The 23,999-nt window shown below is 68.9% G+C and carries 20 protein-coding genes; 14 read left to right on the top strand and 6 right to left on the bottom strand.

All coding sequences use genetic code 11. The annotated features are described in order from the left end of the window. The first annotated feature begins 75 nt into the window (after positions 1 to 75). Positions 76 to 819, top strand: a complete 744-nt coding sequence (locus tag GKO32_RS19645; RefSeq protein WP_154758323.1) for a TetR/AcrR family transcriptional regulator — start codon at positions 76 to 78, stop codon at positions 817 to 819. Here GKO32_RS19645 and leuS read toward each other — a convergent pair. Then, entirely contained in the window at positions 816 to 3,662 is a 2,847-nt protein-coding gene (gene leuS / locus GKO32_RS19640; RefSeq protein WP_312868159.1) for a leucine--tRNA ligase, read from the bottom strand. The genes GKO32_RS19645 and leuS overlap by 4 nt on opposite strands. Before the next feature lie 52 nt (positions 3,663 to 3,714). Between leuS and GKO32_RS19635 the strand changes: the two genes are divergently transcribed. Further along, positions 3,715 to 4,107 (top strand): SdpI family protein, encoded by a 393-nt coding sequence (locus GKO32_RS19635; protein ID WP_312868158.1) that lies wholly within the window; start codon positions 3,715 to 3,717, stop codon positions 4,105 to 4,107. Positions 4,108 to 4,145: 38 nt separating this feature from the next. On the opposite strand, the gene GKO32_RS19630 is transcribed toward GKO32_RS19635, so the two are convergent. Then, a complete protein-coding gene (locus tag GKO32_RS19630) occupies positions 4,146 to 4,718 on the bottom strand; it encodes a YqgE/AlgH family protein (protein WP_312868157.1) in 573 nt (190 codons plus the stop codon). 272 nt (positions 4,719 to 4,990) lie between these two features. Between GKO32_RS19630 and GKO32_RS19625 the strand changes: the two genes are divergently transcribed. The 3 genes from GKO32_RS19625 to GKO32_RS19615 are packed head-to-tail and all read left to right on the top strand — an operon-like array spanning position 4,991 to position 9,262. Further along, positions 4,991 to 6,280 (top strand): MFS transporter, encoded by a 1,290-nt coding sequence (locus GKO32_RS19625; RefSeq protein WP_312868156.1) that lies wholly within the window; start codon positions 4,991 to 4,993, stop codon positions 6,278 to 6,280. Positions 6,281 to 6,297: 17 nt separating this feature from the next. Beyond that, positions 6,298 to 7,392, top strand: a complete 1,095-nt coding sequence (locus tag GKO32_RS19620; protein ID WP_154758320.1) for a TNT domain-containing protein — start codon at positions 6,298 to 6,300, stop codon at positions 7,390 to 7,392. A 31-nt stretch (positions 7,393 to 7,423) separates the two neighbouring features. Next, positions 7,424 to 9,262: a TNT domain-containing protein gene (locus GKO32_RS19615; RefSeq protein ID WP_312868155.1), complete on the top strand. Its 1,839-nt coding sequence runs from the start codon at positions 7,424 to 7,426 to the stop codon at positions 9,260 to 9,262. On the opposite strand, the gene GKO32_RS19610 is transcribed toward GKO32_RS19615, so the two are convergent. From GKO32_RS19610 to GKO32_RS19600, 3 genes are all read right to left on the bottom strand, one after another. Next, a complete protein-coding gene (locus tag GKO32_RS19610) occupies positions 9,259 to 9,603 on the bottom strand; it encodes a hypothetical protein (RefSeq protein ID WP_154758319.1) in 345 nt (114 codons plus the stop codon). The two genes, GKO32_RS19615 and GKO32_RS19610, sit on opposite strands and share 4 nt — an antisense overlap. A 77-nt stretch (positions 9,604 to 9,680) precedes the next feature. Next, positions 9,681 to 10,955 carry a sensor histidine kinase gene (locus tag GKO32_RS19605; RefSeq protein WP_246244125.1) on the bottom strand — a complete coding sequence of 425 codons (1,275 nt, stop codon included), beginning with the start codon at positions 10,953 to 10,955 and terminating at the stop codon, positions 9,681 to 9,683. Between the two features lie 64 nt (positions 10,956 to 11,019). After that, complete coding sequence (locus GKO32_RS19600; RefSeq protein WP_312868154.1) at positions 11,020 to 12,441, bottom strand: CCA tRNA nucleotidyltransferase; 1,422 nt, start codon at positions 12,439 to 12,441, stop codon at positions 11,020 to 11,022. Positions 12,442 to 12,573: 132 nt separating this feature from the next. Here GKO32_RS19600 and GKO32_RS19595 point away from each other — a divergent pair, with 132 nt between their 5' ends. The 9 genes from GKO32_RS19595 to GKO32_RS19555 all read left to right on the top strand — a co-directional run bounded on the left by GKO32_RS19595 (position 12,574) and on the right by GKO32_RS19555 (position 23,254). Next, on the top strand, positions 12,574 to 13,098 hold the full coding sequence (locus GKO32_RS19595; protein WP_154758317.1) for an NUDIX hydrolase: 525 nt from the start codon (positions 12,574 to 12,576) through the stop codon (positions 13,096 to 13,098). Continuing rightward, positions 13,095 to 15,239, top strand: coding sequence for a DUF6049 family protein (locus GKO32_RS19590; protein ID WP_312868153.1), 2,145 nt, complete (start codon positions 13,095 to 13,097; stop codon positions 15,237 to 15,239). The genes GKO32_RS19595 and GKO32_RS19590 overlap by 4 nt, the downstream gene beginning before the upstream one ends. Before the next feature lie 284 nt (positions 15,240 to 15,523). Further along, positions 15,524 to 17,377 carry a murein biosynthesis integral membrane protein MurJ gene (murJ, locus tag GKO32_RS19585; RefSeq protein ID WP_166459654.1) on the top strand — a complete coding sequence of 618 codons (1,854 nt, stop codon included), beginning with the start codon at positions 15,524 to 15,526 and terminating at the stop codon, positions 17,375 to 17,377. An 82-nt stretch (positions 17,378 to 17,459) separates the two neighbouring features. Beyond that, positions 17,460 to 19,037: a protein kinase family protein gene (locus tag GKO32_RS19580; protein WP_312868152.1), complete on the top strand. Its 1,578-nt coding sequence runs from the start codon at positions 17,460 to 17,462 to the stop codon at positions 19,035 to 19,037. Between the two features lie 10 nt (positions 19,038 to 19,047). Beyond that, positions 19,048 to 19,653, top strand: a complete 606-nt coding sequence (sigM, locus tag GKO32_RS19575) for an RNA polymerase sigma factor SigM (protein ID WP_312868151.1) — start codon at positions 19,048 to 19,050, stop codon at positions 19,651 to 19,653. Positions 19,654 to 19,705: 52 nt separating this feature from the next. Further along, the gene (locus GKO32_RS19570) at positions 19,706 to 20,443 is read left to right on the top strand and encodes an RsmA family anti-sigma factor (protein WP_154758316.1); all 738 of its coding nucleotides are present in this window, start codon (positions 19,706 to 19,708) and stop codon (positions 20,441 to 20,443) included. Positions 20,444 to 20,538: 95 nt separating this feature from the next. Next, positions 20,539 to 21,531, top strand: coding sequence for a thioredoxin-disulfide reductase (gene trxB, locus GKO32_RS19565; RefSeq protein ID WP_312868150.1), 993 nt, complete (start codon positions 20,539 to 20,541; stop codon positions 21,529 to 21,531). Positions 21,532 to 21,567: 36 nt separating this feature from the next. Further along, complete coding sequence (gene trxA, locus GKO32_RS19560) at positions 21,568 to 21,894, top strand: thioredoxin (RefSeq protein WP_154758315.1); 327 nt, start codon at positions 21,568 to 21,570, stop codon at positions 21,892 to 21,894. A gap of 211 nt (positions 21,895 to 22,105) precedes the next feature. Further along, on the top strand, positions 22,106 to 23,254 hold the full coding sequence (locus GKO32_RS19555; protein WP_154758314.1) for an N-acetylmuramoyl-L-alanine amidase: 1,149 nt from the start codon (positions 22,106 to 22,108) through the stop codon (positions 23,252 to 23,254). 1 nt (position 23,255) lies between these two features. On the opposite strand, the gene GKO32_RS19550 is transcribed toward GKO32_RS19555, so the two are convergent. Next, positions 23,256 to 23,906, bottom strand: a complete 651-nt coding sequence (locus tag GKO32_RS19550; RefSeq protein WP_154758313.1) for a hypothetical protein — start codon at positions 23,904 to 23,906, stop codon at positions 23,256 to 23,258. Positions 23,907 to 23,999 lie beyond the last annotated feature (93 nt).

The following is a 23,999-nucleotide window of genomic DNA, read 5'->3' as shown; positions in this document are numbered from 1 at the left end:
AGTGATCGGCGCCGGCGGCGCCCAGCCCCGGCTGATCTTGCGGTCCTCCCGCCGTAAGCCTCTTAGAATGCTGGGATGGACAAGCCGACGCGCCGGGGCCGCGTGCGCGTGGCGACCGACCAGGACATCCGCCGGACAGCCCGCACCTTGCTCATCGAACGCGGACCCGAGGCGGTGACGCTGCGGGCGATCGCCCGCGAGCTCGGCATCACCGCACCCGCCCTCTACCGCTACTACGGCTCGCGCGACGATCTCGTCGAGCATCTGCGGCTGGACGTGATAGCCGACCTCGCCGCCGAGCTCAGCGAGGAGATCGCCACCCTCACCGACGACGGCGGCGAGCAGCTGTTCGCGATCTGCCGCGGTTTCCGCCGCTGGGCACTGACCCACACCAAGGAATTCACCCTGGTCTTCGCCTCGCCCACCGGTGACGTCGGATCCGCGGCCGGCAGCGTCACCACCATGCAGCGGGCGAGCGAACCATTCGGGCGGATCTTCCTCGTCACCGCCGGGCGGATCCTCGCGACGCACCAGCTGACCATCCCGTCGGCAGAGGCCGTGCCCGTCGAACTACGCCAGGACCTGAGCGCGTTCCAGTCCGAGCTGCTGTCCGTGCTGCACCAGTCCGGCATCGAGTTCCCGCCGGACAAGCTGAACCTCGGCACGACGTACGTGATGATCCAGTTCTGGGCCCGGCTCTACGGGCACATCACCCTCGAGGTGTTCGGGAACTACCCGATTCCACTGTCCAAACCGGACGCCGTGTTCGACGCGCTGCTGGCCGATCTCGCTCGCGAGATCGGCCTCAGCCTGTCCTAGACCACCACGTTGACCAGCCGGCCCGGCACGACGATCACCTTGCGGGGCTCGCCGCCGTTCAGCAGCGCCGCGATCTTCTCGTCGGCCAGCGCGGCCGAAGTCACCGCGTCCTTGCCGGCGTCGGCCGCGACCGTGATCCGCGCGCGCACCTTGCCGTTGACCTGAATCGGGTACTCGACCGTGTCCTCCACCAGGTACCGCTCGTCGGCCACCGGGAACGGGCCGTGCACCAGCGAATCCACGTGGCCCAGCCGGTGCCACAGTTCTTCGGCGATATGCGGGCACAGCGGCGCCAGCATCAGCACCAGCGGCTCGACCAGTTCACGCGGCGTGCCGTCCGCCGAGCCGTAGACCTTTGTCAGGTGGTTGTTCAGCTCGATCAGCTTCGCGCCCGCGGTGTTGAACCGCATCTCCGCGTAATCCTCGCGGACCCCGGCGATCGTCTTGTGCAGCTGCCTGCGGTCCTCCTCCGAGGCTTCGGCCAGCGACACCCGGGACTCCCCGGTCTGCTCGTCAACAACCAAGCGCCACACCCGCTGCAGGAACCTGTGCGAGCCGACGACATCCTTCGTCGCCCACGGGCGGGAATCGGCCAGCGGGCCCATCGCCATCTCGTAGAACCGGAAGGTGTCGGCCCCGTAGTCCGCCGCCATCTCGTCCGGCGTGACCACGTTTTTCAGGCTCTTGCCCATCTTTCCGTATTCCTGCTTGACCTCTTCGCCGTGGAAGAAGAACTTGCCGTCGGATTCCTCGACCTCTTCGGCAGGAACGTAGACACCGCGCGCGTCGGTGTAGGCGTAGGCCTGGATGTAGCCCTGGTTGAACAACCGGCGGTACGGCTCCTTCGCCGACACATGCCCCAGGTCGTACAACACCTTCTGCCAGAACCGCGAGTACAGCAGGTGCAGCACCGCGTGCTCCACACCGCCGACATACAGGTCCAGACCACCCGGATCGTTGACGCCGTGCTCGGCGGGGCGCGGACCCATCCAATACTGCTCGTTCTCCGGCGCCACGAACGCCTCGGAGTTCGTCGGGTCGATGTAACGCAGCTGGTACCAGCAGGAACCCGCCCACTGCGGCATCACGTTGGTGTCGCGGCGGTACTGCTTCGGCCCGTCACCCAGATCCAGCGTCACGTTGACCCAGTCGGTCGCCTTCGCCAGCGGCGGCGACGGCTCCGAGTCGGCGTCGTCCGGGTCGAACGTCTGCGGCGAATAGTCGTCGACGTCGGGCAGTTCGACCGGCAGTTCGCTTTCCGGCAGCGGGATCGGCCTGCCGTCCTCGTCATAGACGATCGGGAACGGCTCGCCCCAGTAACGCTGCCGGGCGAACAGCCAGTCACGGAGCTTGTACTGGGTGGTGCCCACGCCGTGGCCGCGTTCCTCCAGCCACTCGGTGATCGCCTGCTTCGCCTCGGCGACATCCAGACCATCGAGACTGAGTCCATTTTCTTGGCGAGAATTGATGGCCGGGCCTTCACCTGTGTACGCCTCGCCGTCGAACCCTTCCGACGGCTGCACGGTGCGAATGATCTCCAGGCCGAACTTCTTCGCGAAATCCCAGTCACGCTGGTCCTGTCCCGGCACCGCCATGATCGCGCCGGTGCCGTACCCCATCAGCACGTAGTCGGCGATGAAGACCGGGATTTCCTTGCCGTTGACCGGGTTCACCGCGTACGAGCCGATGAACACACCGGTTTTGTCCCGGCTCTCCTGACGGTCCAAATCGGACTTGCGCGAGGCCGCCAGCCGGTAGGCCTTGACCGCCTCCGCGGGCGTCGCCGCACCACCGGTCCACGATCCGTCCACTTCGGACGGCCATGACTCGGCGGTCAGCTTCTCCACCAACGGATGTTCCGGGGCCAGCACCAGATACGTGGCGCCGAACAAGGTGTCGGGCCGGGTGGTGAACACCTCGACCTTCTCGTCGACGACCGCGAACGACACCCGGGCGCCGCGTGACCGGCCGATCCAGTTGCGCTGCATGGACTTGACCTTCTCCGGCCAGTCCAGCAGATCCAGATCGTCCAGCAGGCGGTCGGCGTACGCGGTGATCCGCATCATCCACTGGCGCAGGTTCTTGCGGAACACCGGGAAGTTCCCGCGGTCACTACGGCCGTCCGCGGTGACCTCCTCGTTGGCGACCACGGTGCCCAGGCCCGGGGCCCAGTTCACCGGCGCGTCGGAGATGTACACCAGGCGATGCGAGTCGATGATCTCCTGCCGCTCGGCGACGGTCAGCTCGCACCAGTTGCGGCCGTCCGGGGTGCGCCGCTTGTCCAGCGCGTACTCCTGCTCCAGCTCGCTCACAGGGCGGGCGCGGCCGGCCTTCTCGTCGTACCAGGCGTTGTAGATCTGCAGGAAGATCCACTGCGTCCAGCGGTAGTACTCCGGGTCGATGGTGGCGATCCGGCGCCGCTCGTCGTGGCCGAGGCCCAGCCGGCGAATCTGACGCAGGTAGGTCTCGATGTTCTCTTCGGTGGTCTTGCGCGGATGCTGCCCGGTCTGCACGGCGTACTGCTCGGCGGGCAGGCCGAACGCGTCGAAACCCATGGTGTGCAGCACGTTGCGCCCGATCATCCGGTGATAGCGGGCGTAGACATCGGAACCGATGAACCCGAGCGGGTGGCCGACGTGCAGGCCCGAGCCCGAGGGGTAGGGGAACATGTCCTGGACGAACAGCTTGTCCGAGGGCAGGGGAGTCTCGGCGAGCGGGCCAACCGGGTTCGGCGCGTGATAGGAACCGTGGTCCGCCCAGTAGTTCTGCCAGCGCAGCTCTATCCGGCCGGCCACGTCCGCGTTGTAGCGGTGGCCAGGTGTCTCCTCGGTTGCCTCACTCACACACCAATGGTAGGCCGCCGGTCCATCCGGATTTGACCCGTATCCTTGCCGGGTGTTCGTTCTTGCGCTGATACCCGTCGTGCTCGGTCTCATGGTCGCCTGGGGTGGCCTGCTTGGCTGGCGCGAGAAACTGTCGGACCGGGGCGCGGGCGTGCGCACCGACGCGACGTTGCGGTCCGACGAGGCGTTCCGCGTCGGCAACAAGGTCGCCGGGCTACCGACGATCGTGGCCGGGGTGGTGGGGATCTTCGCCGGCGTCGCCGGGCTGGTCATGCCGACGACGGCCGGCACCATCGTCGCCGCGGTGGTGGGCCTGGTCGGGATGTTCGCGCTCGTGGCCGCCGGCGGGATGCTGGGGCACCGCGCGGCGCTCGCCGTACCCGAGCCCGCACCGGCCGGCTGCTCCGGTTGTGCTTGCGGGAGCTGTACGTTGCAGCAGGCCTAGTCGCGCAAAGCGCTTCGATCAGGGGCGAGGGGCCGGCGCTAGTTTCTTTGCAGGTCACCGGGATGGGTGGCCAGTAGCGCCGTCGGCACACCCTGGCGGCGCAGCACCTGGCCCCACAGATCCCGCTCCGGTGTCGCGAGGACATCACTCGGCAACGCCGGCACGATGAGCCAGTCACCGCGCTCGATCTCCCCGGCGAGCTGCCCGGAATCCCAGCCCGCGTAACCCGCGAAGACGCGCAGCCCGCGCACCTTCGGCACCAGCAGGTCCGGATCGGCGTCGAGATCGACCAGCGCGACCGGGCCGCGCACGCCGATCAGCCCCGGCACCGTGCCCGCGGTTTCCCCAGCCCGCAACGCGGCAAGGCACAACGCCGTCTTCTTCTCCACCGGGCCGCCGACGAACACCGACTGTGGTTCAACCACATGCCGGCCCCAGCTCGGCAGCACCTCGTCGACCGGAACCTCACTCGGTCTGTTCAGCACGACCCCGAGGGTGCCCTCGGCCCGGTGATCGATGATGAACACCACCGTCCGGCGGAAGTTGGGATCGAACATCGTGGGGGCGGCAACCAGGAGCGAGCCCGGTTCAACCTCAGCGTCCGCTGGCACGCCCACATGATCCCACCCCCCGCACCGAAGATTCAGGCGGAGCGGGAACAACCCGCGCACCTTGCCCGTTGGACTCAGTGGCCGGCGTACTTCGTGTCCCCCGGGCCCACTTGAGAACAGCCTTTGTGGAATACCGTTCGGCAGGAGCCACACTGCGCCACGCCGCCGAGAGGCGACCAAGTGCGTGCGGCCGAGCGTTGGTCGGCGGGTCCCGTTCGGGGCCCGCCTTCCTTTTCGGCTGGGATCTTCGCTGCACCGTATGCTGTCCGGTTGTGACAGTGGGCGCGGGAGTGAAGCAGCTCGGGCCGCGCGCGTTCTTCGCCATACCGGGCTTCCGCCGGTTGCTGTTCTCCCGCTTCGCCGCGCAATGGTCGGACGGGGTGTTCCGTGCCGGACTCGCGGGTGCGGTCCTGTTCAACCCCGAGCGCGGCGCGGATCCGCTGACCATCGCCGGTGGTTTCGCCGTACTGCTGTTGCCGTACTCGGTGATCGGGCCCTTCGCGGGCGCGCTGCTCGACCGATGGGACCGGCGCCGCGTGCTCGTGTTCGCGAACCTGTTGCGGGGCTTGACAGTCGTCGCCGCGTCCGCCGCCGTCGGGTTCGGGGTTTCGGGCGTCGCACTGTTCGTGCTCGCGCTGGCCGTCGAGGGCATCTCGCGGTTCGTCGGATCCGGGATGTCCGCCGCACTGCCGCATGTCGTGCCACGGCAAACGCTGGTCAGCGCGAACGCGGTCGCCGCGACGCTCGGTTCCATCGTCGCGGTCATCGGCGGTGGCTGCGCCATCGGCCTGCGCTCGTTGTTCGGCGTCAACGACGCCGGTTCGGCGTGGACGACGTCGTTCGCGGTGCTCGGCACGATCGTCGCCGCGTTCGTCGCGTCCCGGTTCAGCCGTGGCAGCCTCGGCCCCGACTCGGTCGACGAACCCGACGAGGCGATCGTCGCGGTCGCCCGTGGTCTCGCCGACGGCGGCCGGGCCGCGCTGGCAGCGCCGACCGTCACCGCCGGGTTCATCGCACTGTTCGCGCACCGCGCGTCGTTCGGGATCTCGCTGCTGCTGACCGTCCTGTTGCTGCGTTTTTCCTTTCAGGACATGGGGTTGCTCAAGGCGGGCCTGCCAGGACTCGGGCAGCTGGCGGCGATGGCGGCCGCCGGCATCCTGCTCGCCGGGTTTTCCACGCCACGGTTGGTCAGGCGGTTCGGCCGGCATCGGGTGGTGCTGTGCTCACTGCTGCTTGCGGCCCTGAGTCAGGCCGGACTCGGCCTGCCGATGGTGCTGCCGACCGTGCTCGTCGCGGCGTTCCTGATCACCGCGGCCGGCCAGGTGCTGAAGCTGTGCGTCGACTCCGCCGTGCAGCGTGACGTCGGCGACGAGGCACGCGGCCGCGTGTTCGCCCTGTACGACACGCTGTTCAACATCACCCAGGTCATCGCCGTCGCGGCCGCGGCGGCGGTGGTGCCGCTGAACGGTCGCTCACCGACGCTGCTGCTCGTCGCGACCTTCGTTTACCTGCTCGGTGGCGCGGGCTATCTCCTTGCCATCAGGCGCAATCCGCGGACTTGAACGCCGCTAGCCTGATCATGATGGACGCAACGGCCGGACACCCGCTCGCCGTGACCTTCCGGCATGCACGGGTCGTCGATTCTCACCGCGCCGGCGAACTTCCGGTCGTGGACCGGCCGCCCGTGCCGGAGGCCGAGCTCCCGCATGTGCTGCGCTACCTCGAACGCCAGCCGGCCGTGCTCGTCGGCAGCGGGCTCGGCCCGGACATCTTCACCGGTGGCGCCGATGTGCCGGAGAGTTACCACACCGACGGCACCTGGGTTTGGCACGCGTCGGTGCCGTACTACCTCCGCAAGTACGGCACGCCGCCGGAGCCCGAGCTCGTGGAGCACATCCGCGCCCAGCAGTTCCAGCCGCCGTATGTCGACAAGTTGCTCCGGCGCACGGCAGCCGCCGATCTGCTCGGGAGACCCCGGCCGCGCGCCGACCCGCGGGAGCTGGGCCCCACCAGCGGCGACGTCGCGGCGGCACTGGAAACAGAGGTACACCCTGAACTCGAGGACCCGGCGGTGCTTGTCGTCCTGGCGCAGCGGCTCGGTGAGCAGGGCGTATGGCCGGAGGCGTATCGGATCGCGGCGCGGGCCGACCACGCGTGGTGTCTCAACGCGACCGCGGACGGCTGGGAAGTGGCCTGGCACGAGAACTCGGTGCCGGTCGAGCCGCGGTATTTCGCCCGGGTCGAGGATGCCGCGCAGTTCCTGCTCGGTGCGTTGCTGCTGCATCCCGCGCGGATGACCGCCGGCATGAAGACCCCGCTGGAGACGTCGGCCGAACTCGCCGACTGGCCCATCCAGCCGGTCGATGGCGAGCCACCACTGACTCTGCTGCGCAACAAGCGCATCGTCCGGCTCGGCACCGGCACGGTCGTGTTGCGGTTCGGCGGCGACGGCGGGAACCTCGTGCACCACGACGAGGTCCGCTTCCCGACCACGTCATTGCCGATCGAACGCGAACGGCAGGAGGGCAAGTACCGGCTGTGCCGGCCGCTGTCCGTGATCATCGGGATCGCGGTGCCGTGGGCGAACCTGCCCGGCGGAGCGGTGAGCTACGTGCTGCCGAAGGCTGTCCGGGAGCACGTCGCGGAGGGCGGCTTGGAGCCGCTCATCAGCTAAGTTGGGTTGGCCATTGTTCTCAGGGGGAGAAGTGCGATATCGAGTCGAGCTGACGGACCAGCCGGACGGGCTGTACGGGGTGTGGCACGGCCGCGCATTTCGAGCGGAACAGTCGACCGCGGACGGCACGCTCATGCTCACGGCGGCACCCGACGAGGAAGCGCCCGAGGGCTTCGACACCACGTGGAACTCGCGGCCCGCGAAGGTGATCGCCCAGGACGAAGCCGAGGCCACCTTCACCCTCCAGACGCATTGCCTGTTCGACGACGAGATCTTTCACATCGCGCCCGGCTCCGACCAGGGGCCTCTCACCTTGCGCTGGCAGCAGCAGGACGAGGAACGGGCGCGGCAGCTGGGGCTCGTGGGCCTGACCGCCAAGGCGGCGCTCGACGAGATTTCCGCGCTGTGGCAGGAACGGCATGACTTTCCCACCGCGACCCGGCCCGAGCCCGGGGCCGGTGAGCCGGAGGGGCTTGTCCGGTCGATCGCGCTGCTGGTGCGCGACATCCTGCCCGAGGGCTGGGAACGTGTCGCAGCGCAGTTCCGGCAGGTCGGGGAGTACGCGGAGATCGAGATCAGGGCGGTCGGGGACGGCGCGTCGGTGTCGTTGAACGCGCCGCCGCAGCTCGGTCAGTTGTTCAAGCAGCTGCGCTCGGCGATGTACCGGCCCGGCACCGGCACCTGGTTCAAAGGCACGCTGACCTTGACGGCGCCGTCCTCGTTCCAGTTCGACTACGACACGACGAACGAGCCCAACTGGCGCCAGTCCCCGGCCGGACGGCTGACCGCGCGAACGTACGACGCGGAGCTGGAGCTCTTTCCCCGTGACCGCAAGGAAGTGCCGAACTGGCTCGCCGCGAAGGCCGGGCTGCCGCTGGACGTGACTTTCCGGCACGCGCGACTGCCCGAGCAGCCGCAATCGCTTGCGCCGGAGGAGTTCCGCGCGGTGCTCGACTACTTGTACCGCGCGCCGGTGGTGCTGAGCAGGCCCGGCCGGTTGCCGGATGCCCTGAACCCTGGTGCGCCCGCGGACGTGCCCGACGCGTTCCACACCGACGGTGCGTGGATCTGGCCGGCCGCGGTCCCGCACTACCTGCGTAAGTACGGGATCGCGCCGGAGCCGGAACTGCTGGAACAGATCAGGGCGAACACCTACCGGGTGCCGTACCTGTCGTCCGAGTTGCGAGCGACGGCGGAAGCGGAGGTGCTCGGCCGGCCACACCCGCCCGCGGCCGCGGTGCCCGAACTCGACGCGGTGACCCTGATCGACCGAGGCGGCGAGCCGACGCTGGGCCTGCGGGCCTCGGAAGTGCTGGCGGTGCTGGAACGTCGCTTGGCGGAGTACGGAATCCCGCCGGAGGCGTATCGGATCGGCGAGCGCGCCGAGGGCGTGTGGACACTGAACCGGACGAAGGCCAGCTGGGAGGTGGCCGGCCCTGGTGACGGCGAGCCGGCGGCGTTCGCGCATGTCGAGGAGGCAGCGCGATTCCTGCTGGGTTCGCTGCTGCTGTACCCGGCACGGACGGCGGAGCAGGACACGGTGGACTGGCCGATCGTGCCACTGCGCGGGGAGCCGCCGCTGAACTTCTTCCGCGCCAAGCGGTTGATCACGCTTGCGGCCGGGACGACCGTCCTGCGCTACGGGAACGAGGCGGGCAACCTGGTGCACGCCCCGTCGACGCCCTTCCCGGAGACTTCGCTGACCCCGGAACGCGAACAGCTACGCGAGACATACCGCCTGGTCAGAGCCATCCCGGTGCTCACCGGCGTGACCCTGCCGTGGGGCCCCATGCCCGGCGGCGCGGTAGGGTACCTGCTACCGCGCCCCATTGGGCAGCACCTCGATTCCGGGGCGCTGGAGCGGCTTTAGCTTCGCTCGAGGTTCCTCAGCAGATCGATGATCGTGTCCATACCCAGCGACATCGTGCCGAAGCCTGCCTTCATCTCACCTTCGAGGCGATCGATGCGCTGGCTGTGCTCCCTCAGGAGTTGGCTGTGCTCCCTCAGGAGCTGGCTGTGTTCTTTCAAAAGCTGGTCGTGCTCGATCTGAGTCTCGCGGAGCTTGTTGAGCAGCTCGTTGTCTGTGAGCTGCCGGGTGCGCCACGCTTCCAGGGCCATGCGGGCATCCTCTCGTGCCGTCTTGGCGATCTCAAGCGCTTCTCTGGCGTTGAGCTCGACCACGGTCATCCGGTGTTCCAGTTGTTCGGTCATGGGAGCACGGTAACCACCCCGAAAATGGCCCCTGACCTGCGGACGCGTCATATCGCGGCGCCTCGTCAGGGCCCGTTCTACCGCGGCATCCAGAGTGTCACGCGGGTCCCGCTGCCGGGGCTGGACTCGACCAGGGCGCGTCCGCCGGCCTCCGCGAGGCGGGCAGTGATCGACTCGCTGATTCCGAAGCCCGCCGGCCGGTGCGCCTCGTCGAAACCCGTGCCGTGGTCCCGGATCACGACGGCGATCCCGCCCGCTTGCTCGGCCACCCGCACCACGACCTGATCGGTGCCCGCGTGTTTCAGCGTGTTGCGCATCGCCTCGCGGGCGGCGTCGCGGATCGCCAGCTGACGGACCTCGGACAACGTTGCCTCGTCGAGCTCCGCCATCACCAGCTGCGCCCGCAACCCTTCGCGAGCCATCTCCGCCGCGAGTGCGGTGAGCTTTTCACCGAGCGGGCGGGCCGCCTCCTCGGCCGATTCGCGTTGTGCCGACTCGATCACCTGCCGGACTTCGAGCGCTTCGGCTCGCGCGATTCCGCGTAGCTCCGCCAGCTGTCGCGCCGGGTCGCCCTGCCGCGGCAGCGCCAGAATCTCCAGTGTCTGCAACACCGAATCGTGCAACGCCCGGTGTTGCCGAGCCTGTTCCGCCAGCCGGCCGTGCCGGATGCCGTACGCCAGCGCGAGCCGGGTGCCCAGCCCCAGCAGGACCAGCGCACCGGTCGCGGTCAGCACCACCCCGAGCATCGTGCCGAGGTCGGTGAACCCTTGTTTCACGTTGAACACGCCCGAGCTGAGCCACCAGGCGACCATCCGCAGCGGAATGCTGAGCACCAGCAGCGCGCCCCCGTACTGCACACCGAGCGCGAGCGTCAGCAGCGCCATCCCACCGAGCAGCTCCTTGCCCGGCACCTGTATCGCTGCATCGAACAACGACGCCGGCACCGACGCCGCGACCACCAGGTAGGCGACCAGCGTGAACACCACATCCAGCACCAGCAACCAGAGGACGTCGCCGCTCCGGAACGGCGCCGACCGCACCAGCCACCGCAGCCCGGCCACGTTGAGCACCACGCACAACACCGCCACCACCACGACGACCGGGGACCGGACGCCTTCGGCGAAAGCCGCGGCCAGCGCACCCAGCACGGCGACAATCCGGTACAGCAGCGGCACCATCGCCACGTACCGGGTCGCGCGCAGCAGCAGGTTGTCCTGCACTGTGGGGTCGATCGCGCCCGTCATCCGGCGCATCCGCCGCAAGGCACTGACGGGCGCGGGGTCGGCGATCCGGTCGTCGAGGTCGCTGGTCGCTGTCGCCATCGCGGGCGCGCCACGGCGCAACAGGGTCATCAGGAACCCGGCGCGGCGAGGTGGGAAGTTCACATCCCTAGAGTCCGCCGAACCCGCGCGGAAGTTACGGGATGCCGTTCTCCTCTGCCCACCGCCGCAGCTCGGCCACCGCCTCGTCATGCGAAAGGGGGCCGCGGTCGAGGCGCAGTTCCTTCAAGAACCGCCAGGCCTGACCGACGAGCGGCCCCGGCGGCAGCCCGAGCAGTCTCATGATCTCGTTGCCGTCGAGGTCGGGCCGCACGCGTGCGAGATCCTCCGCGGCGGCGAGCCGGGCGATGCGTTCTTCCAGCTCGTCGTAGGTGCGTTGCAGCATGGCGGCCTTGCGCTTGTTGCGCGTCGTGCAGTCGGCACGGACCAGCTTGTGCAGCCGCTCCAGCAACGGGCCGGCATCGGTGACGTAGCGGCGCACCGCCGAGTCGGTCCACTCGCCCTTGCCGTACCCGTGAAACCGCAGGTGCAGGAACACCAGCTGGCTCACGTCATCGACGATCTGCTTCGAATACTTCAAGGCACGCAAACGCTTGCGCACCATCTTCGCGCCGACGACCTCGTGATGGTGGAAGCTCACGCCGCCGCCTGATTCGAACCGCCGCGTCGCCGGCTTGCCGATGTCGTGCAGCAGCGCCGCCAACCGCAACGTCAGGTCCGGGCCGTCCTGCTCGAGCGCGATCGCCTGGTCCAGCACGGTGAGCGAGTGCTGGTAGACGTCCTTGTGCTGGTGGTGCTCGTCGATCGCCAGCCGCATCCCCGGCAACTCGGGGAGCACGTGCCCAGCGAGCCCGGTGTCCACCATCAGTTCGAGCCCGCGGCGGGGGTACGCGCCCAGCATCAGCTTCGACAGCTCGGCCTGCACGCGTTCAGCGGTGATGCGTTCGAGTTGGCCCGCCATCGCCGTCATTGCCTCGACCACGCGCGGCGCGGGCTCGAAACCGAGCTGTGAGACGAACCGGGTGGCCCGCAGCATGCGCAGCGGGTCGTCGGCGAAGGACTCCTGCGGCGTTGCCGGTGTATCCAGCACCCTTCGCGCGAGCGCGTCCAGCCCGTTGTGCGGGTCGACGAACTCCTTCGTCGACAATTCGATCGCCATCGCGTTGACCGTGAAATCGCGCCGCAGCAGGTCGCCTTCGATGGTGTCGCCGAAGGTGACCTCGGGGTTGCGGCTCACGCCGTCGTAGCTGTCCGCGCGGAAGGTGGTGATCTCCAGCGTCGAACCCCGCTTGGTGACACCGACCGTGCCGAACTCGATCCCGGTGTCCCACACCCCGTCGGCCCAGCCGCGCACGATCTCGAGGATCCGCTCCGGCCGCGCGTCGGTGGTGAAGTCGAGATCGGACGAGAGCCTCCCGAGCAACGCGTCCCGCACACTGCCGCCCACCAGGTACAACCGGTGACCGGCCGCGGCGAACAGCCCGCCGAGCTCATCGGCGAGCGGCTGCAACCGCATCAGTTCGATGACGGCGTTTCGCTTGGCCGCGAGTTCGTTCACTGGGACACAACCACCTGCACGGTCCACTGTTACCGGACGAGACACGAGAAAACAGCCTACCCATCGACCGAAAGTAAGGAGGCAACTACGCGTTCACCGCCCGCGTGCACCCGTAACGACTAACATCACAGCATGTCTGGATCGGCCGGTCGCACCAGCGGTGGCCAACCGCGGCGCAGGTCGCGGCGTCGGCGCGGCAGAAGGATGAGCACGGTCGACGAAACCTCGGCCGGGGGACTGGTGGTCGACCCGGACCGCGCGCGGGCGGTGCTCATCGGCCGCCTCGACCGGCACGGCAAGCTCCTGTGGTCGCTACCCAAGGGCCACATCGAGGACGGCGAGACGACCGAAGAGACGGCACAGCGCGAAGTCAAGGAGGAGACCGGGATTTCGGCGCGCGTGCTGTCGCCGCTCGGCAAGATCGACTACTGGTTCGTGGCCGAGCGTCGGCGGGTGCACAAGACGGTGCATCATTTCCTGCTGGAAGCTGTCGGTGGCGAGCTTTCCGACGAAGATGTGGAAGTCACCGAGGTGGCTTGGGTGCCCCTCGCTGACCTGGAGAACAGGCTCGCCTACCCCGATGAGCGCGCGCTCGTGCGCAAGGCCCTCGAACTGTTCGCCGGTGAAGAGCCGGCGGCCGAAGGAGTCGGAGAGTGAAGCGGTTCGCCGCCAACCTGTGGGTTGCCGCGTCGGTCGCCATCTTGATCATCCTGCTGGCGCCGCTGACCGCGGGCGCGCAGTCGATCACGGACACACCGAACCGGCTACGGCTGGACATCACCCAGCTGAACCCGCGGACGGTGACGTCCACCTCGAACACGCTCACCATCACCGGAACCGTGACGAACGTCGGCGACCGCCGGATCAGCGAGCTGCAGGTTCGCCTGGAACTCGGCGAGAAGCTGGGCACGGAGCGACAGGTCCGCTCGGCGATGTCGGGTACCCCCGCGACGGCGGTATCGAGCACGAAGTTCCTCGACCTCGACCCCGGCACGCTCGAACCGGGACAGAGCAGCCAGCTGAACGTCACCGTGCGCCTCGACGGGTCCGCCGGCGGCCTGCGGATCGGTAGCACCGGCGTGTACCCGCTGCTGGTCAATGTCAACGGCACCCCGGCATACGGCGGCCAGGCCCGGCTCGCGGCGATGAGCCTGCTGCTGCCCGTCGCCGGCAGCCCCGGCAAAACCACCGCCCCGCCGCCTGGCCAGCCCGCGAGGGTCACCATGCTGTGGCCCATCGCGGACACCCGCCCGCGGATCGTCGCCGCCCCGTTCAACGGCAAGGTCGTGCTGGGTGACGACGTGCTGGCCGAGGAGCTGCGGCCGGGCGGGCGGCTGGACGCGCTGGTGTCGGCCGCGTCGTCGGTCCGCGATGACCCGCAGCTGAGCCGGTCGCTCTGCTACGCCGTGGACCCGGACCTGCTCGACACGGTGGACGCGATGAGCCGCGGCTACGAAATCCGCACCGCGCGGGGGAACATCCCGGGCGGCGGGACGGAGGTGGCCAGGACGTGGCTCACCGCGTTGCGCGGGCTCGTCGCGAACCAGTGCGTGGTCCAGCTGCCCTACGCCGACGCCGACCTGTCCGCGCTCGCCGGTGTGCGTGGTGGCGATCTGATGAACTACGCGCTCAACACCGCCCAGCGCGTCCAGCAGATCATCGGCACCCAGCCGCTGCCCGGTGTGCTGTGGGCGGCGGGTCCGCTTGACTCGGCCGCGCTGAGTTCCTTGCCTGGCAACGGAATCAGGACACTCATCACCGACCCGGCCGATCTGTCCGGCAACGAGGACGGTGGCGTGACCGTCAACGGCACGACGCTACGGGCGCAGCCGACCGACTCGCTCGTGTCGACCGGTCTGGCCGGCGCCCCCGGCCGGTCCGGGTCGGCGGCCTCGACCCCACCCGACGACCCGGCGATCAGCACCCAGAACGGGCTGGCCGCACTCGTGTATCGCGGGTTGACCGGCGGCGGCGGGCCGGTACTGGTCGCGCCACCACACCGCTGGTCGGCGCCGGAGAACGAGCTGTCCCAGCTGCTGGGGTCGCTCGGCGAGCTGATCAACCGCCGGGCGCTGACCCCGGTCGCGCTGCCGCAGCTGCTGGGCTCAGCGCCCGGGGGCTCGGCGACGATGAACTACACCGCGGAGGATGTCGCCGCGGCCACCCCGGCTCCCGTGACCGACTCGATGAGCTCCGTCGAGGCGACGATGGCGGACCTGCGTACTGCGATGGCCGTCGACCCGGCCGCCCAGATCGATCCCGACCAGCTGCTGATCCCGCTGCGGTACGCGCTCGTCCGCAACTGCTCGACAGCCTGGCAGCGCGGTGGCAACGCGGCCGGCGTCTCCGCGGCCGACACCCGGGCCCAGCTGGATGCCCTGCTCGGCCAGGTCACCGTCGACACCCCGGCCGTGCCGATCTCGCTGGCCTCGGGCTCGGCGCCGTTGCCGGTGTTCCTCAACAACGCGCTGCCGGTGCAGGTCGCGGTGCGGATCACACTGAACAACAGCAACGGCCTGCGCACCGGTGACATCGGCGATCAGTTGCTGCCGGCCGGGCTCGGCGCCAACCGCAAGATCACCATCCCGGCCGAGGCGCTGCGCGCGGGCCGTTTCAGCATCACGGTCGCGCTCAGCACTCCAGGCGGCACCCAGCTCGGCAACCCGGCGCGGTTCGAGCTGCGGTCCAACCAGTACGGCGTGGTGACCCTGGTGCTGACGATCGCGGGCGGCGTGGCGCTCGTGTTGCTTTCCGGACGTCAGATCTATCGCCGGATCAGGGCTCGCAACCAGAGTTGATTACCCTGGAGTGACCGTATCGACCGCCGAAGATGGGGCACGCGTTGGACACAGAGCCGGGGTGGCCACCCGAGCGTCCCGCCGAACGCGTCACTCGGCGACCGCCACCTGAGCGCATACCGCCGCCGGACCAGCCCACCCAGTGGGTGCCGCCCGCGAACGGGCACCGCAGGCCGGTGCCGCCGCCTCCCCAGCACCAGCAGGGCAGGTTCCCGCCGGTCCACCAGCAGCCGCCGCGTCAGCCACCGCCGCGCCGCGCACCGGTCCGGCCGTGGCGTCAGGAGATGGCAGCGCCGGACAGCATGCCGTTCGGCGCACCGCCGCTGCCCCCGAACGACCCGGACGCCACGACGTTCATCCCGCGGATCGGCGGGGTGCCCGCCAGCTCGAAATGGCCGGTCGCCGACCCGGACTCGATGCGGCCGTATGACTCGCTCGCCACGCGGATGCTGCCGCGGCTGCCGAGCCCGGCCACGGATTCCTCCTTCGGTGAAGGTCCCGGTCTCGACGCGACCGGTTTCCTCCCGAAGGTCGAGAAACCGGTCGCCGCGGCGCCGTCGCTGGTCAAGTCCAGTAGCCGGATCGCCGTCGCCTCGCTGATCAGCCGCATCACCGGCTTTTTCTGGAAGATCATGCTGGTCTGGGCCGTCGGCACCGGCATCGTCAACGACTCCTTCAACATCGCGAACACGCTGCCCAACATCGTCTTCGAGCTGCTGCTCGGCGGTGTGCTGAGCAGTGTCGTGGTGCCGTTGCTCGTGCGGTCGCAGGACGATCCTGACGGCGGCGAGGCCTACACCCAGCGCATGCTGACGGTCGCGGTCGTGCTGTTGCTGTTCGGCAGCATCATTGCGGTCATCGCCGCGCCGGCATTCACGTCGCTGTACCTGGACGGCGGTTCGGGCCAGGCGAGCCCCGAACTCACCACCGCGTTCGCGCGGCTGCTGCTGCCCGAAATCCTGTTCTACGGCATCTTCGCGTTGCTGTCGGCGGTGCTCAACGCGAAGCAGATCTTCGGGCCTGCCGCGTGGGCGCCCGTGGTCAACAACCTCGTCGTGATCGTGACGCTCGCACTGTTCATGGTGTTGCCGGGCGAGATCAGCTTGAACCCGGTGCACATGGGTGACACGAAGCTGCTGGTCCTCGGCATCGGCGTGACGCTGGGCATCGTCGTACAGGCACTGATGCTCGTGCCACCGTTGCTGCGCACGGGATTCCGGTTCAAATGGCGCTGGGGCATCGACCGGCGGATGCGCGAGTTCGGCGGGCTCGCACTGTGGATTCTCGGCTACGTCGCGGTCAGCCAGATCGGTTTCACGATCAACACCCGGGTGCTGACCAGCGGCGACGCCGGTGGCGTGACGATCTACTCGAACGCCTGGCTGTTGTTCCAATTGCCTTACGGCGTCATCGGGGTCTCGCTGCTGACCGCGATCATGCCGCGGCTGAGCCGCAACGCCGCCGACGGGGACACCCGCAAGGTTGTCGCCGACCTGTCCTACGCCTCCCGCATCTCGACGGTGATGTTGGTGCCGATCGCCGCGGTGATGAGCGTGATCGGGTCGTCGATCGGTGTCGCGCTGTTCAGCGGCGGACAGAACTCGGCAACGGACGCGGCGCGGCTCGGCGAGGCACTGGCCATCTCAGCGTTCGGCCTGCTGCCGTATGCGCTGGTCATGCTGCAACTGCGGGTGTTCTACGCGATGAAGGACGCGCGCACGCCGACGCTGATCATGATCGTGATGACGCTGGTCAAGATCCCGCTGCTGTACCTGTGCCAAGCGCTGCTGACGGCCCAGAACATCGTGCTCGGCGCGATGATGGTCAACTCGCTGACGTTCGTGGTCGGCGCGATCATGGGACAGGTCTGGCTGTGGGTGAGCCTCGGCAACCTGCGCAGCAGGCGGGTACTCGGGGTCATCCTGTTCACGCTCGTGGCGAGCGCGCTCGGCGTGCTCGCGGCCGTGCTCGTCGGCTCGATCGTGCCGGACTTCGGGCCGCGCGTCACCGCCTGGCTCAAGCTTGTCTTGCAGGGCATCGTCGGGCTCGGCGTGTCGTTCGGGGTGCTGGCAGCCTTGAAGGTGGAGGAGCTCGCCCCGGCGACGAAACGCTTCACCCGTTTGATCAAGCGCCGGTAACGATCGACACACGGATAAGTCTGAACGACTCGTCGTACTCGCGTACGCTCGTCTAGCAGGTGCGCGAAAGAGAGAGCGTGGGGTGAACGAGAAGCGGAGCGAGCAGGTCGGGGTCCGCGCGCGGGGAGGCTCCCTCGCGCCCGGAAGTGTCGTCGGCGACGGCAGGTACCGGCTCCTTGCCCAGTTCGGGATCGACGAACGCGCGGGCGCGCACCTTTGGCGCGCGCGTGACGGGCAGCTGCGCCGGGATGTCGCGCTGACCCTGCTGGTCGGTGACCCGGCGGATGCCGAATCGGCCCGGGCGGCCCGGCGCACGCTCGAACGCGCGGCTCACGCCGCCAAGTTCAACCACGAAGGCGTTGCCAGGGTGCTTGACGTGCTCAGCCTCGGCAGCGGCATCACCTCCGGCGAGGGGCTGCTGGGTGTCGTGGTGACCGAGTGGACCAAGGGCACCGACCTCATCGACTTGGTGGCCGAGCGTCCCGTCGTCCCGCTCACCGCGGCGCGGATGGTGCAGAAGCTGGCCGAAGCGGTCGAGCGCGCGCACCACTCGGGTCTCGTGCTCGGTCTGGACCATCCGCAGCGGCTGCGCCTCACCGCGGACGGCACGCTGCGGCTGGCGTTCCCCGGCCCACTGCCCGACGCGACCCTGCGTGACGACGTCAAGGCGATCGGCGCGGTGCTGTACCTGCTGCTGACCGGCCGGTGGGCACTGCCGGGCGGGCCGGCGGCGATCCCCGCGGCACCGCACGCGCCGAACGGGCGGCTGGTCCCGCCCCGCTCGCTGGTGCCCGCCGTGCCGGCCGAGCTGTCCTCACTCGCCGTCCGCACGATCGAAGACGGCGGTCACGGCGGGATCCGTACCAGCGCGGCCATCCTGCGGGCGCTCGAACTCGCGGCCGAGGCCGAGGAGCGCACGCAGCTGATCAACGCCGCCGGCGTGAAACCCGACAGCGACGGCACGATCTGGACGACGAAAAAACCGGTCAAGGACAAGGCGCGGCGGCGAAAGCTCGCGCTGGGTGTGACCGTGCTGGTGGTCGCCGCGGTCGGCATCCTGGCCTGGCTCGGCATGCTCGCGATCAGCTTTTTCCAGGACAATCCCAACAGTGGTCCCGCCATCAACGTCGCGCAGCCGACCCCGACGGCAGGTCCGCCACCGTCCACGGAGGCGCCGCCTCCATCGCCGACCAACCCACCACCAGGGCAGGCGCAGGTCGGTGCGGCCGTCGAGCCGTCCAGTGCCGCCGTGTTCAACCCGGACGGCGACGGTGACAACACCAGCCGCGCCAAGAACCTGATTGACGGTGACCCTGGCACGACGTGGCGCACCGACCAGTACCGTCAGCAGTTCCCGACGGTCAAGCGCGGCGTCGGCATCATCGTCGGCTTCGACAACCCGATCAACCTGGCCAAGTTGAACATCCAGGGCGGCAGCCCGAACACCGTGGTCGAACTGCGGTCGGCGGACTCGAAGAACCCGGACCTCGAGTCGACCCGGGTGCTCGGCAAAGCGACGCTGAACGGCCCGTCCACCGACATCACGCTGCCGCAACCACAGCAGGGCCAGTACTTCTTGGTCTGGATCACCCAGCTGACGAACAGCAGCGGCAAATACCAGTCCCAGATGGGCGAATTGACGTTCCTGCCCGCCCAGTAGTGTGTCGCGGGTGACCGCTGCCGTACCGACGGACGCCGACCTCATCGCGGCCCATGCGGCCGGAGATGCCTCCGCGTTCAGTGAGCTGGTGCGGCGGCATCGGGACCGGATGTGGGCTGTCGCGCTGCGCACGTTGCGTGACCCCGAAGAGGCGGCAGACGCACTGCAGGACGCCTTCATCTCCGCGTTCCGGGCCGCCGGGAACTTCCGCGCCGAATCGCAGGTGACCACCTGGCTGCACCGGATCGTGGTCAACGCATGCCTCGACCGGGTCCGCCGCAGGCAGGCCCGGCCGACGGTGCCGCTGCCGGAGACCGGCCAGGGCGAACCGGCGACCCCGCGCGACTCGATGGCCGACCGGGAGACACGGCTGGTCATCCAGTCCGCGCTCGACCAGTTGCCGGAGGAGCAGCGGGCACCGATCGTCCTGGTGGACATCGAGGGTTACTCGGTGAGTGAGACCGCGAAGCTGCTCGGAATCGCCGAGGGCACGGTGAAAAGCCGATGTGCCCGCGGCCGGGCCAAACTCGCGAAGGTTCTCGGTCATCTGCGGAACCCCGATGCGATTGCGAACGTCCCAACTTCCGAAAGCAAACGCCGACGGGAGGCCCGATGAGTGGCGTCGCCGGGAAAGACCGGGCCGAGCGGGTGCGGGCACGGGAGGGACGATGACGGACGAAGGCAGGGGAATCGAGGCCGCGGGCCCGCCCTGGTCTGTCGACCTGCTCGCTGACCTGCAGGCAGGTGTGCTGGACGAGCGCGAAGCCGCGCGGTTGTGGCCGCGGGTGCAGGCCGATCCCGAGGCACGCGCGATCATCCAGGCGCTCGAAGCGACCACCGCCGACCTGGCGAGTCTCGCGACGGCGCCGGCACCCCCGATGCCGCCTGCGGTGGCCGCCCGGATCGACACCGCCATCGCCGCGGAGGCACGGGGGCTCGCCCCCGTCGTGGATCTCGCCGCGGTCCGGCGCAAACGCAACCAGCGGATCGGGTGGATCAGCGGGGTGGTGGCCGTCGCCGCTGCCGCGGTGGCGGCCATCGCCATCGCCGTGCCCGGTTCGACGCAGACGACCGGTAAGCCGGTCGCCGCGCCGCCGGTGAACAGCGCAGCGGGTGGTTCCTCGCTGGCCGTGCGCAGTGACCAGCCACAGGCCGCGGTCGGCCGGCTGAGCACCGGGACGAAGGACTACGGCCCGCTCGGCGACGCGCAGCGACTGAATGCCTGCCTGCAGGCGGCCGGTTTCGCGGACACGGCGTCACCGATCGGAGTGAGTTCGGGCACACTCGACGGGCAGCCCGCCGTGTTCGTCCTGCTGACCACGGGCAAGCTCGCCGAGTTCCGCTTGGTCGCGCTGTCCCCGGTCTGCGGCCCGAAACCCCTGCTCGACCGCGTCGTCGGCAAGTGACTGTTACCTTTCCCGAGCGGTATCCCCGCCGGGAACACCTGACCTTACGATCGTGTTGAGCCTGGTACGCAGGTGAAGACGAGCGGAGGTCACGGGTGACAGCGGAAAGCGTTCGGAACCTGATCATCGTTGGCTCTGGTCCCGCTGGATACACGGCCGCCGTGTATGCGGCGCGCGCCCAGCTTGAGCCACTGGTGTTCGAGGGTTCCCAGTTCGGTGGTGCGTTGATGACGACCACCGAGGTGGAGAACTACCCGGGCTTCAAGGAAGGCATCCAGGGCCCTGAGCTGATGACGGAGATGCGCAGCCAGGCGGAGCGTTTCGGTGCCGAGTTGCGCGCCGAGGATGTCGAAGAGGTCGAGCTGACCGGCGAGATCAAGTACGTGACCGCCAACGGTGTCCGCTATGCCGCCAGGGCGGTGGTGCTGGCGATGGGGGCCGCCGCGCGGTACCTGCACGTGCCGGGTGAGCAGGAGCTGCTCGGCCGCGGCGTGTCCGCGTGTGCCACCTGTGACGGGTTCTTCTTCCGCGATCAGGACATCGCGGTTATCGGTGGTGGTGACTCGGCGATGGAGGAGGCCACCTTCCTCACCAAGTTCGCCAGGTCCGTGACGGTCGTCCACCGGCGCGAAGAGTTCCGCGCGTCGAGGATCATGCTGGAGCGTGCCCGCGCGAACGAGAAGATCCGCTGGGCGCTCAACAAGCAGGTCACCGGGGTGGAGGGCGACGGCAAGGTGCACGGTGTCGCGCTGCGGGACACCGTCACCGGGGAAGAGTCGACGCTCGACGTCACCGGCTACTTCGTCGCCATCGGCCACGACCCGCGCAGCGCGCTGGTCAAGGGCCAGGTCGACCTCGACGAGGATGGCTACGTGGTCACGAAGGGCCGGTCCTCGTACACCAACCTCGACGGGGTGTTCGCGGCCGGTGACCTGGTCGACCGCACCTACCGCCAGGCGATCACCGCCGCCGGCTCAGGCTGCAGCGCGGCGATCGACGCCGAGCGCTGGCTGGCCGAGCATGCCGGCACCGAAGCCGCCGAAACCACGCCGGAACTGGTCGGCGGCGGTTACGGTGCGGCCAACTGACCCACTGACGTTCAATCCCACTGGTAAGGAGAAAACATGTCCGACACCGTGAAGGTGACCGACCAGACGTTCGCCGACGACGTCCTGACGAGCGAGACACCGGTGCTCGTCGACTTCTGGGCGACCTGGTGTGGCCCGTGCAAGATGGTCGCGCCGGTGCTCGAGGAGATCGCGAGCGAGCACAAGGCGAAGATCAAGGTCGCCAAGCTCGACGTCGACGAGAACCCGGGCACCGCTCGTGACTACCAGGTCATGTCGATCCCGACGCTGATCCTGTTCCAGGGCGGCAAGCCGGTGAAGCAGATCGTCGGCGCCAAGCCGAAGGCCGCGCTGCTGTCGGACCTGTCCGACGTTCTGGCCTGACCCGCAAGGCAACCCGAACCCGGGGGCTTGCGTCTTTATAAGACGGCCCCCGGGTTTCTTGCTGCTCTCACCACGAACGGGCGACGCACCCACCGGCCCTGCGTGGTCACGCAGAGTCGGCAGGGCAGAATAGGAAGCTGGGCCAGCCGCCCGAAACTGATTGCGCCGCACCGGTTTTCCTTGCCGGTGCCCAAGGAAGAGCGAGGAGTGCATGCGGGTACTCCGCCGCGGTGACGCCGGGGAAGACGTCGCTGAGATCCGGTCGATGCTGGTGTCGTTGGGCATGCTCAAGACGTCAGGCGAGGCAGACGGTCACGCGTTCTTCGACCAGGAGGTCGAGCGCGCCGTTCGGGGCTTCCAGCAGCGTCGTGGGCTGATCACCGATGGCGTCGTCGGGCCTGCCACGTACCAGGTGCTGCGCGGCGCGACCTACCACCTGGGCAGCCGCCCGCTCGCGTTCCTGATTTCCGCGCCGGTGCACGGTGACGACGTATTCGCACTGCAGGACCGGCTCACTGAACTGGGATATGACGCGGGCCGCCCCGACGGGCTGTTCGGTAGCCGTACCGAGAAGGCACTGCGCAACTTCCAGCGTGACTACGGCCTGACCATCGACGGCATCTGTGGCCCGGCGACGGTGCGTGCGCTGCGGCAGCTGTCCCCACGAGCCCGCGGTGGGCGGCCGGTGTTCCTGCGGGAGCAGGAGCAGGTTCGCCAGGCCGGGCCGCGGCTGCGGGGCAAGCGCATCGTGATCGACCCGGGACATGGCGGCGGCGACACCGGCGTCGACATCGAGGGCGTCCGCGAAGCGGATGTGGCCTGGGACCTGGCGCGCCGGCTGGAAGGCCGGATGAAGGCGACGGGCATGGAGGCGCTGATTTCGCGCGGCCGGGACACCGGACCGACGGAGGCCGACCGGGCGGCGTTCGCCAACGAGGCGGGCGCGGACCTGTTCCTGTCGCTGCACTGTGACGCGAACCAGTCGCCTCAGGCGCAGGGCGTCGCGACGTTCCATTTCGGCAACGGATATGGCACGACGTCCACCGTGGGAGAGCTGCTCGCCGGTTTCATCCAGCGTGAACTGGCCGCGCGGACGGGCCTGCTGGACTGCCGGACGCATGCGAAGACCTGGGAGATCCTGCGGCTGACCAGATGCCCGGCAGTGCGCATCGAGATCGGCTACCTGAGCAACCCGAACGACCGGGCCCGGATGTCGGACTCGGCGTTCCGTGACGTCGTCGCCGAGGGCATCCTGGTGGCCGTCAAACGCCTGTACCTGCTCGGTGAGGGCGACCAGCCGACCGGCACCTTCACGTTCGCCGACGTCCTGGCCCACGAACTCGCGAAAGCGGAAAGGTAGTTCAGGGCGGCGGCAACAGCACAGCAATCTCAGCCGCGGCGTCCATCTCGTCGCCGCCTGGCTTGCCCCTCCCGGGCGCGGCCTCGGCGATCACGGCCAGTGCACCGCGCCGGTCGGAGCCGTAGTACTTGCCGGTGAACCCCGCCTGCACAGCGGCCGCACCGAGCGGCGAGACGTTGCCAGTGCCGTCGGTATCCACGAGCTGCTTCAGCCGTTCGGCGTCGCGGGCGCTATCCATCCGCACCCAGGAGACCGAGATGGTGAAGGTGTTGCCTTTCTCGTCCGCCAGCGCGAAGAGCATTCGATCCAGCGATCTGCAGGGCGTCCGGAAGAAGAATTCCTGCACCTCTCCATAAGAAGCGGCGGCGCATTTCAGCGCTCGCTCTGCCTTGCGCTCGAGCTGCTTCCACCCCATCCTTGCCCACGCCTGCTGGCTGCGCCCCTGACGCGCTTCGCCCTTGCTGCTGTTCGTCTTGACGCGCAGGCTCTGAGCCGCGCCATCAGCCGCCGTCCCACCGCCGCCGACTCCCGCGCCCGCTCCGGCGAAGGCCACGCCCCCGGCGACCGCAACCGCAGCGATCGCCACGCCCCCCTTCTTCTGGTTGATCAGGATGCGCTTGCCGTTTTTCGTTATCCATCTCGGCTCCGCCACAGGGGTTGATCATTGTTCAAGCGGCTCGCGTCCGTCCCAGAATGGCCCGAAAACGCTCAAACAGAGCAGTGCCTACCCACAACTGTGGACAAG

The organism is Amycolatopsis pithecellobii (assembly GCF_009707865.1).
Lineage (GTDB): Bacteria > Actinomycetota > Actinomycetes > Mycobacteriales > Pseudonocardiaceae > Amycolatopsis_E > Amycolatopsis_E pithecellobii.
Note: the sequence above shows the minus strand (reverse complement) of the source record. Positions and strands in the feature narration are given on the sequence as shown.

What these genes read in the sequence shown, in the direction of transcription:
- GKO32_RS19645 (WP_154758323.1), top strand. Translation starts at nt 76, where the DNA reads ATGGACAAGCCGACGCGCCGGGGCCGCGTGCGCGTGGCGACCGACCAG.
- GKO32_RS19570 (WP_154758316.1), top strand. Translation starts at nt 19,706, where the DNA reads ATGACGGACGAAGGCAGGGGAATCGAGGCCGCGGGCCCGCCCTGGTCT.
- murJ (WP_166459654.1), top strand. Translation starts at nt 15,524, where the DNA reads ATGGCAGCGCCGGACAGCATGCCGTTCGGCGCACCGCCGCTGCCCCCG.
- GKO32_RS19555 (WP_154758314.1), top strand. Translation starts at nt 22,106, where the DNA reads ATGCGGGTACTCCGCCGCGGTGACGCCGGGGAAGACGTCGCTGAGATC.
- GKO32_RS19620 (WP_154758320.1), top strand. Translation starts at nt 6,298, where the DNA reads ATGATGGACGCAACGGCCGGACACCCGCTCGCCGTGACCTTCCGGCAT.
- GKO32_RS19610 (WP_154758319.1), bottom strand. Translation starts at nt 9,603, where the DNA reads ATGACCGAACAACTGGAACACCGGATGACCGTGGTCGAGCTCAACGCC.
- GKO32_RS19605 (WP_246244125.1), bottom strand. Translation starts at nt 10,955, where the DNA reads ATGACCCTGTTGCGCCGTGGCGCGCCCGCGATGGCGACAGCGACCAGC.
- GKO32_RS19595 (WP_154758317.1), top strand. Translation starts at nt 12,574, where the DNA reads ATGTCTGGATCGGCCGGTCGCACCAGCGGTGGCCAACCGCGGCGCAGG.
- trxA (WP_154758315.1), top strand. Translation starts at nt 21,568, where the DNA reads ATGTCCGACACCGTGAAGGTGACCGACCAGACGTTCGCCGACGACGTC.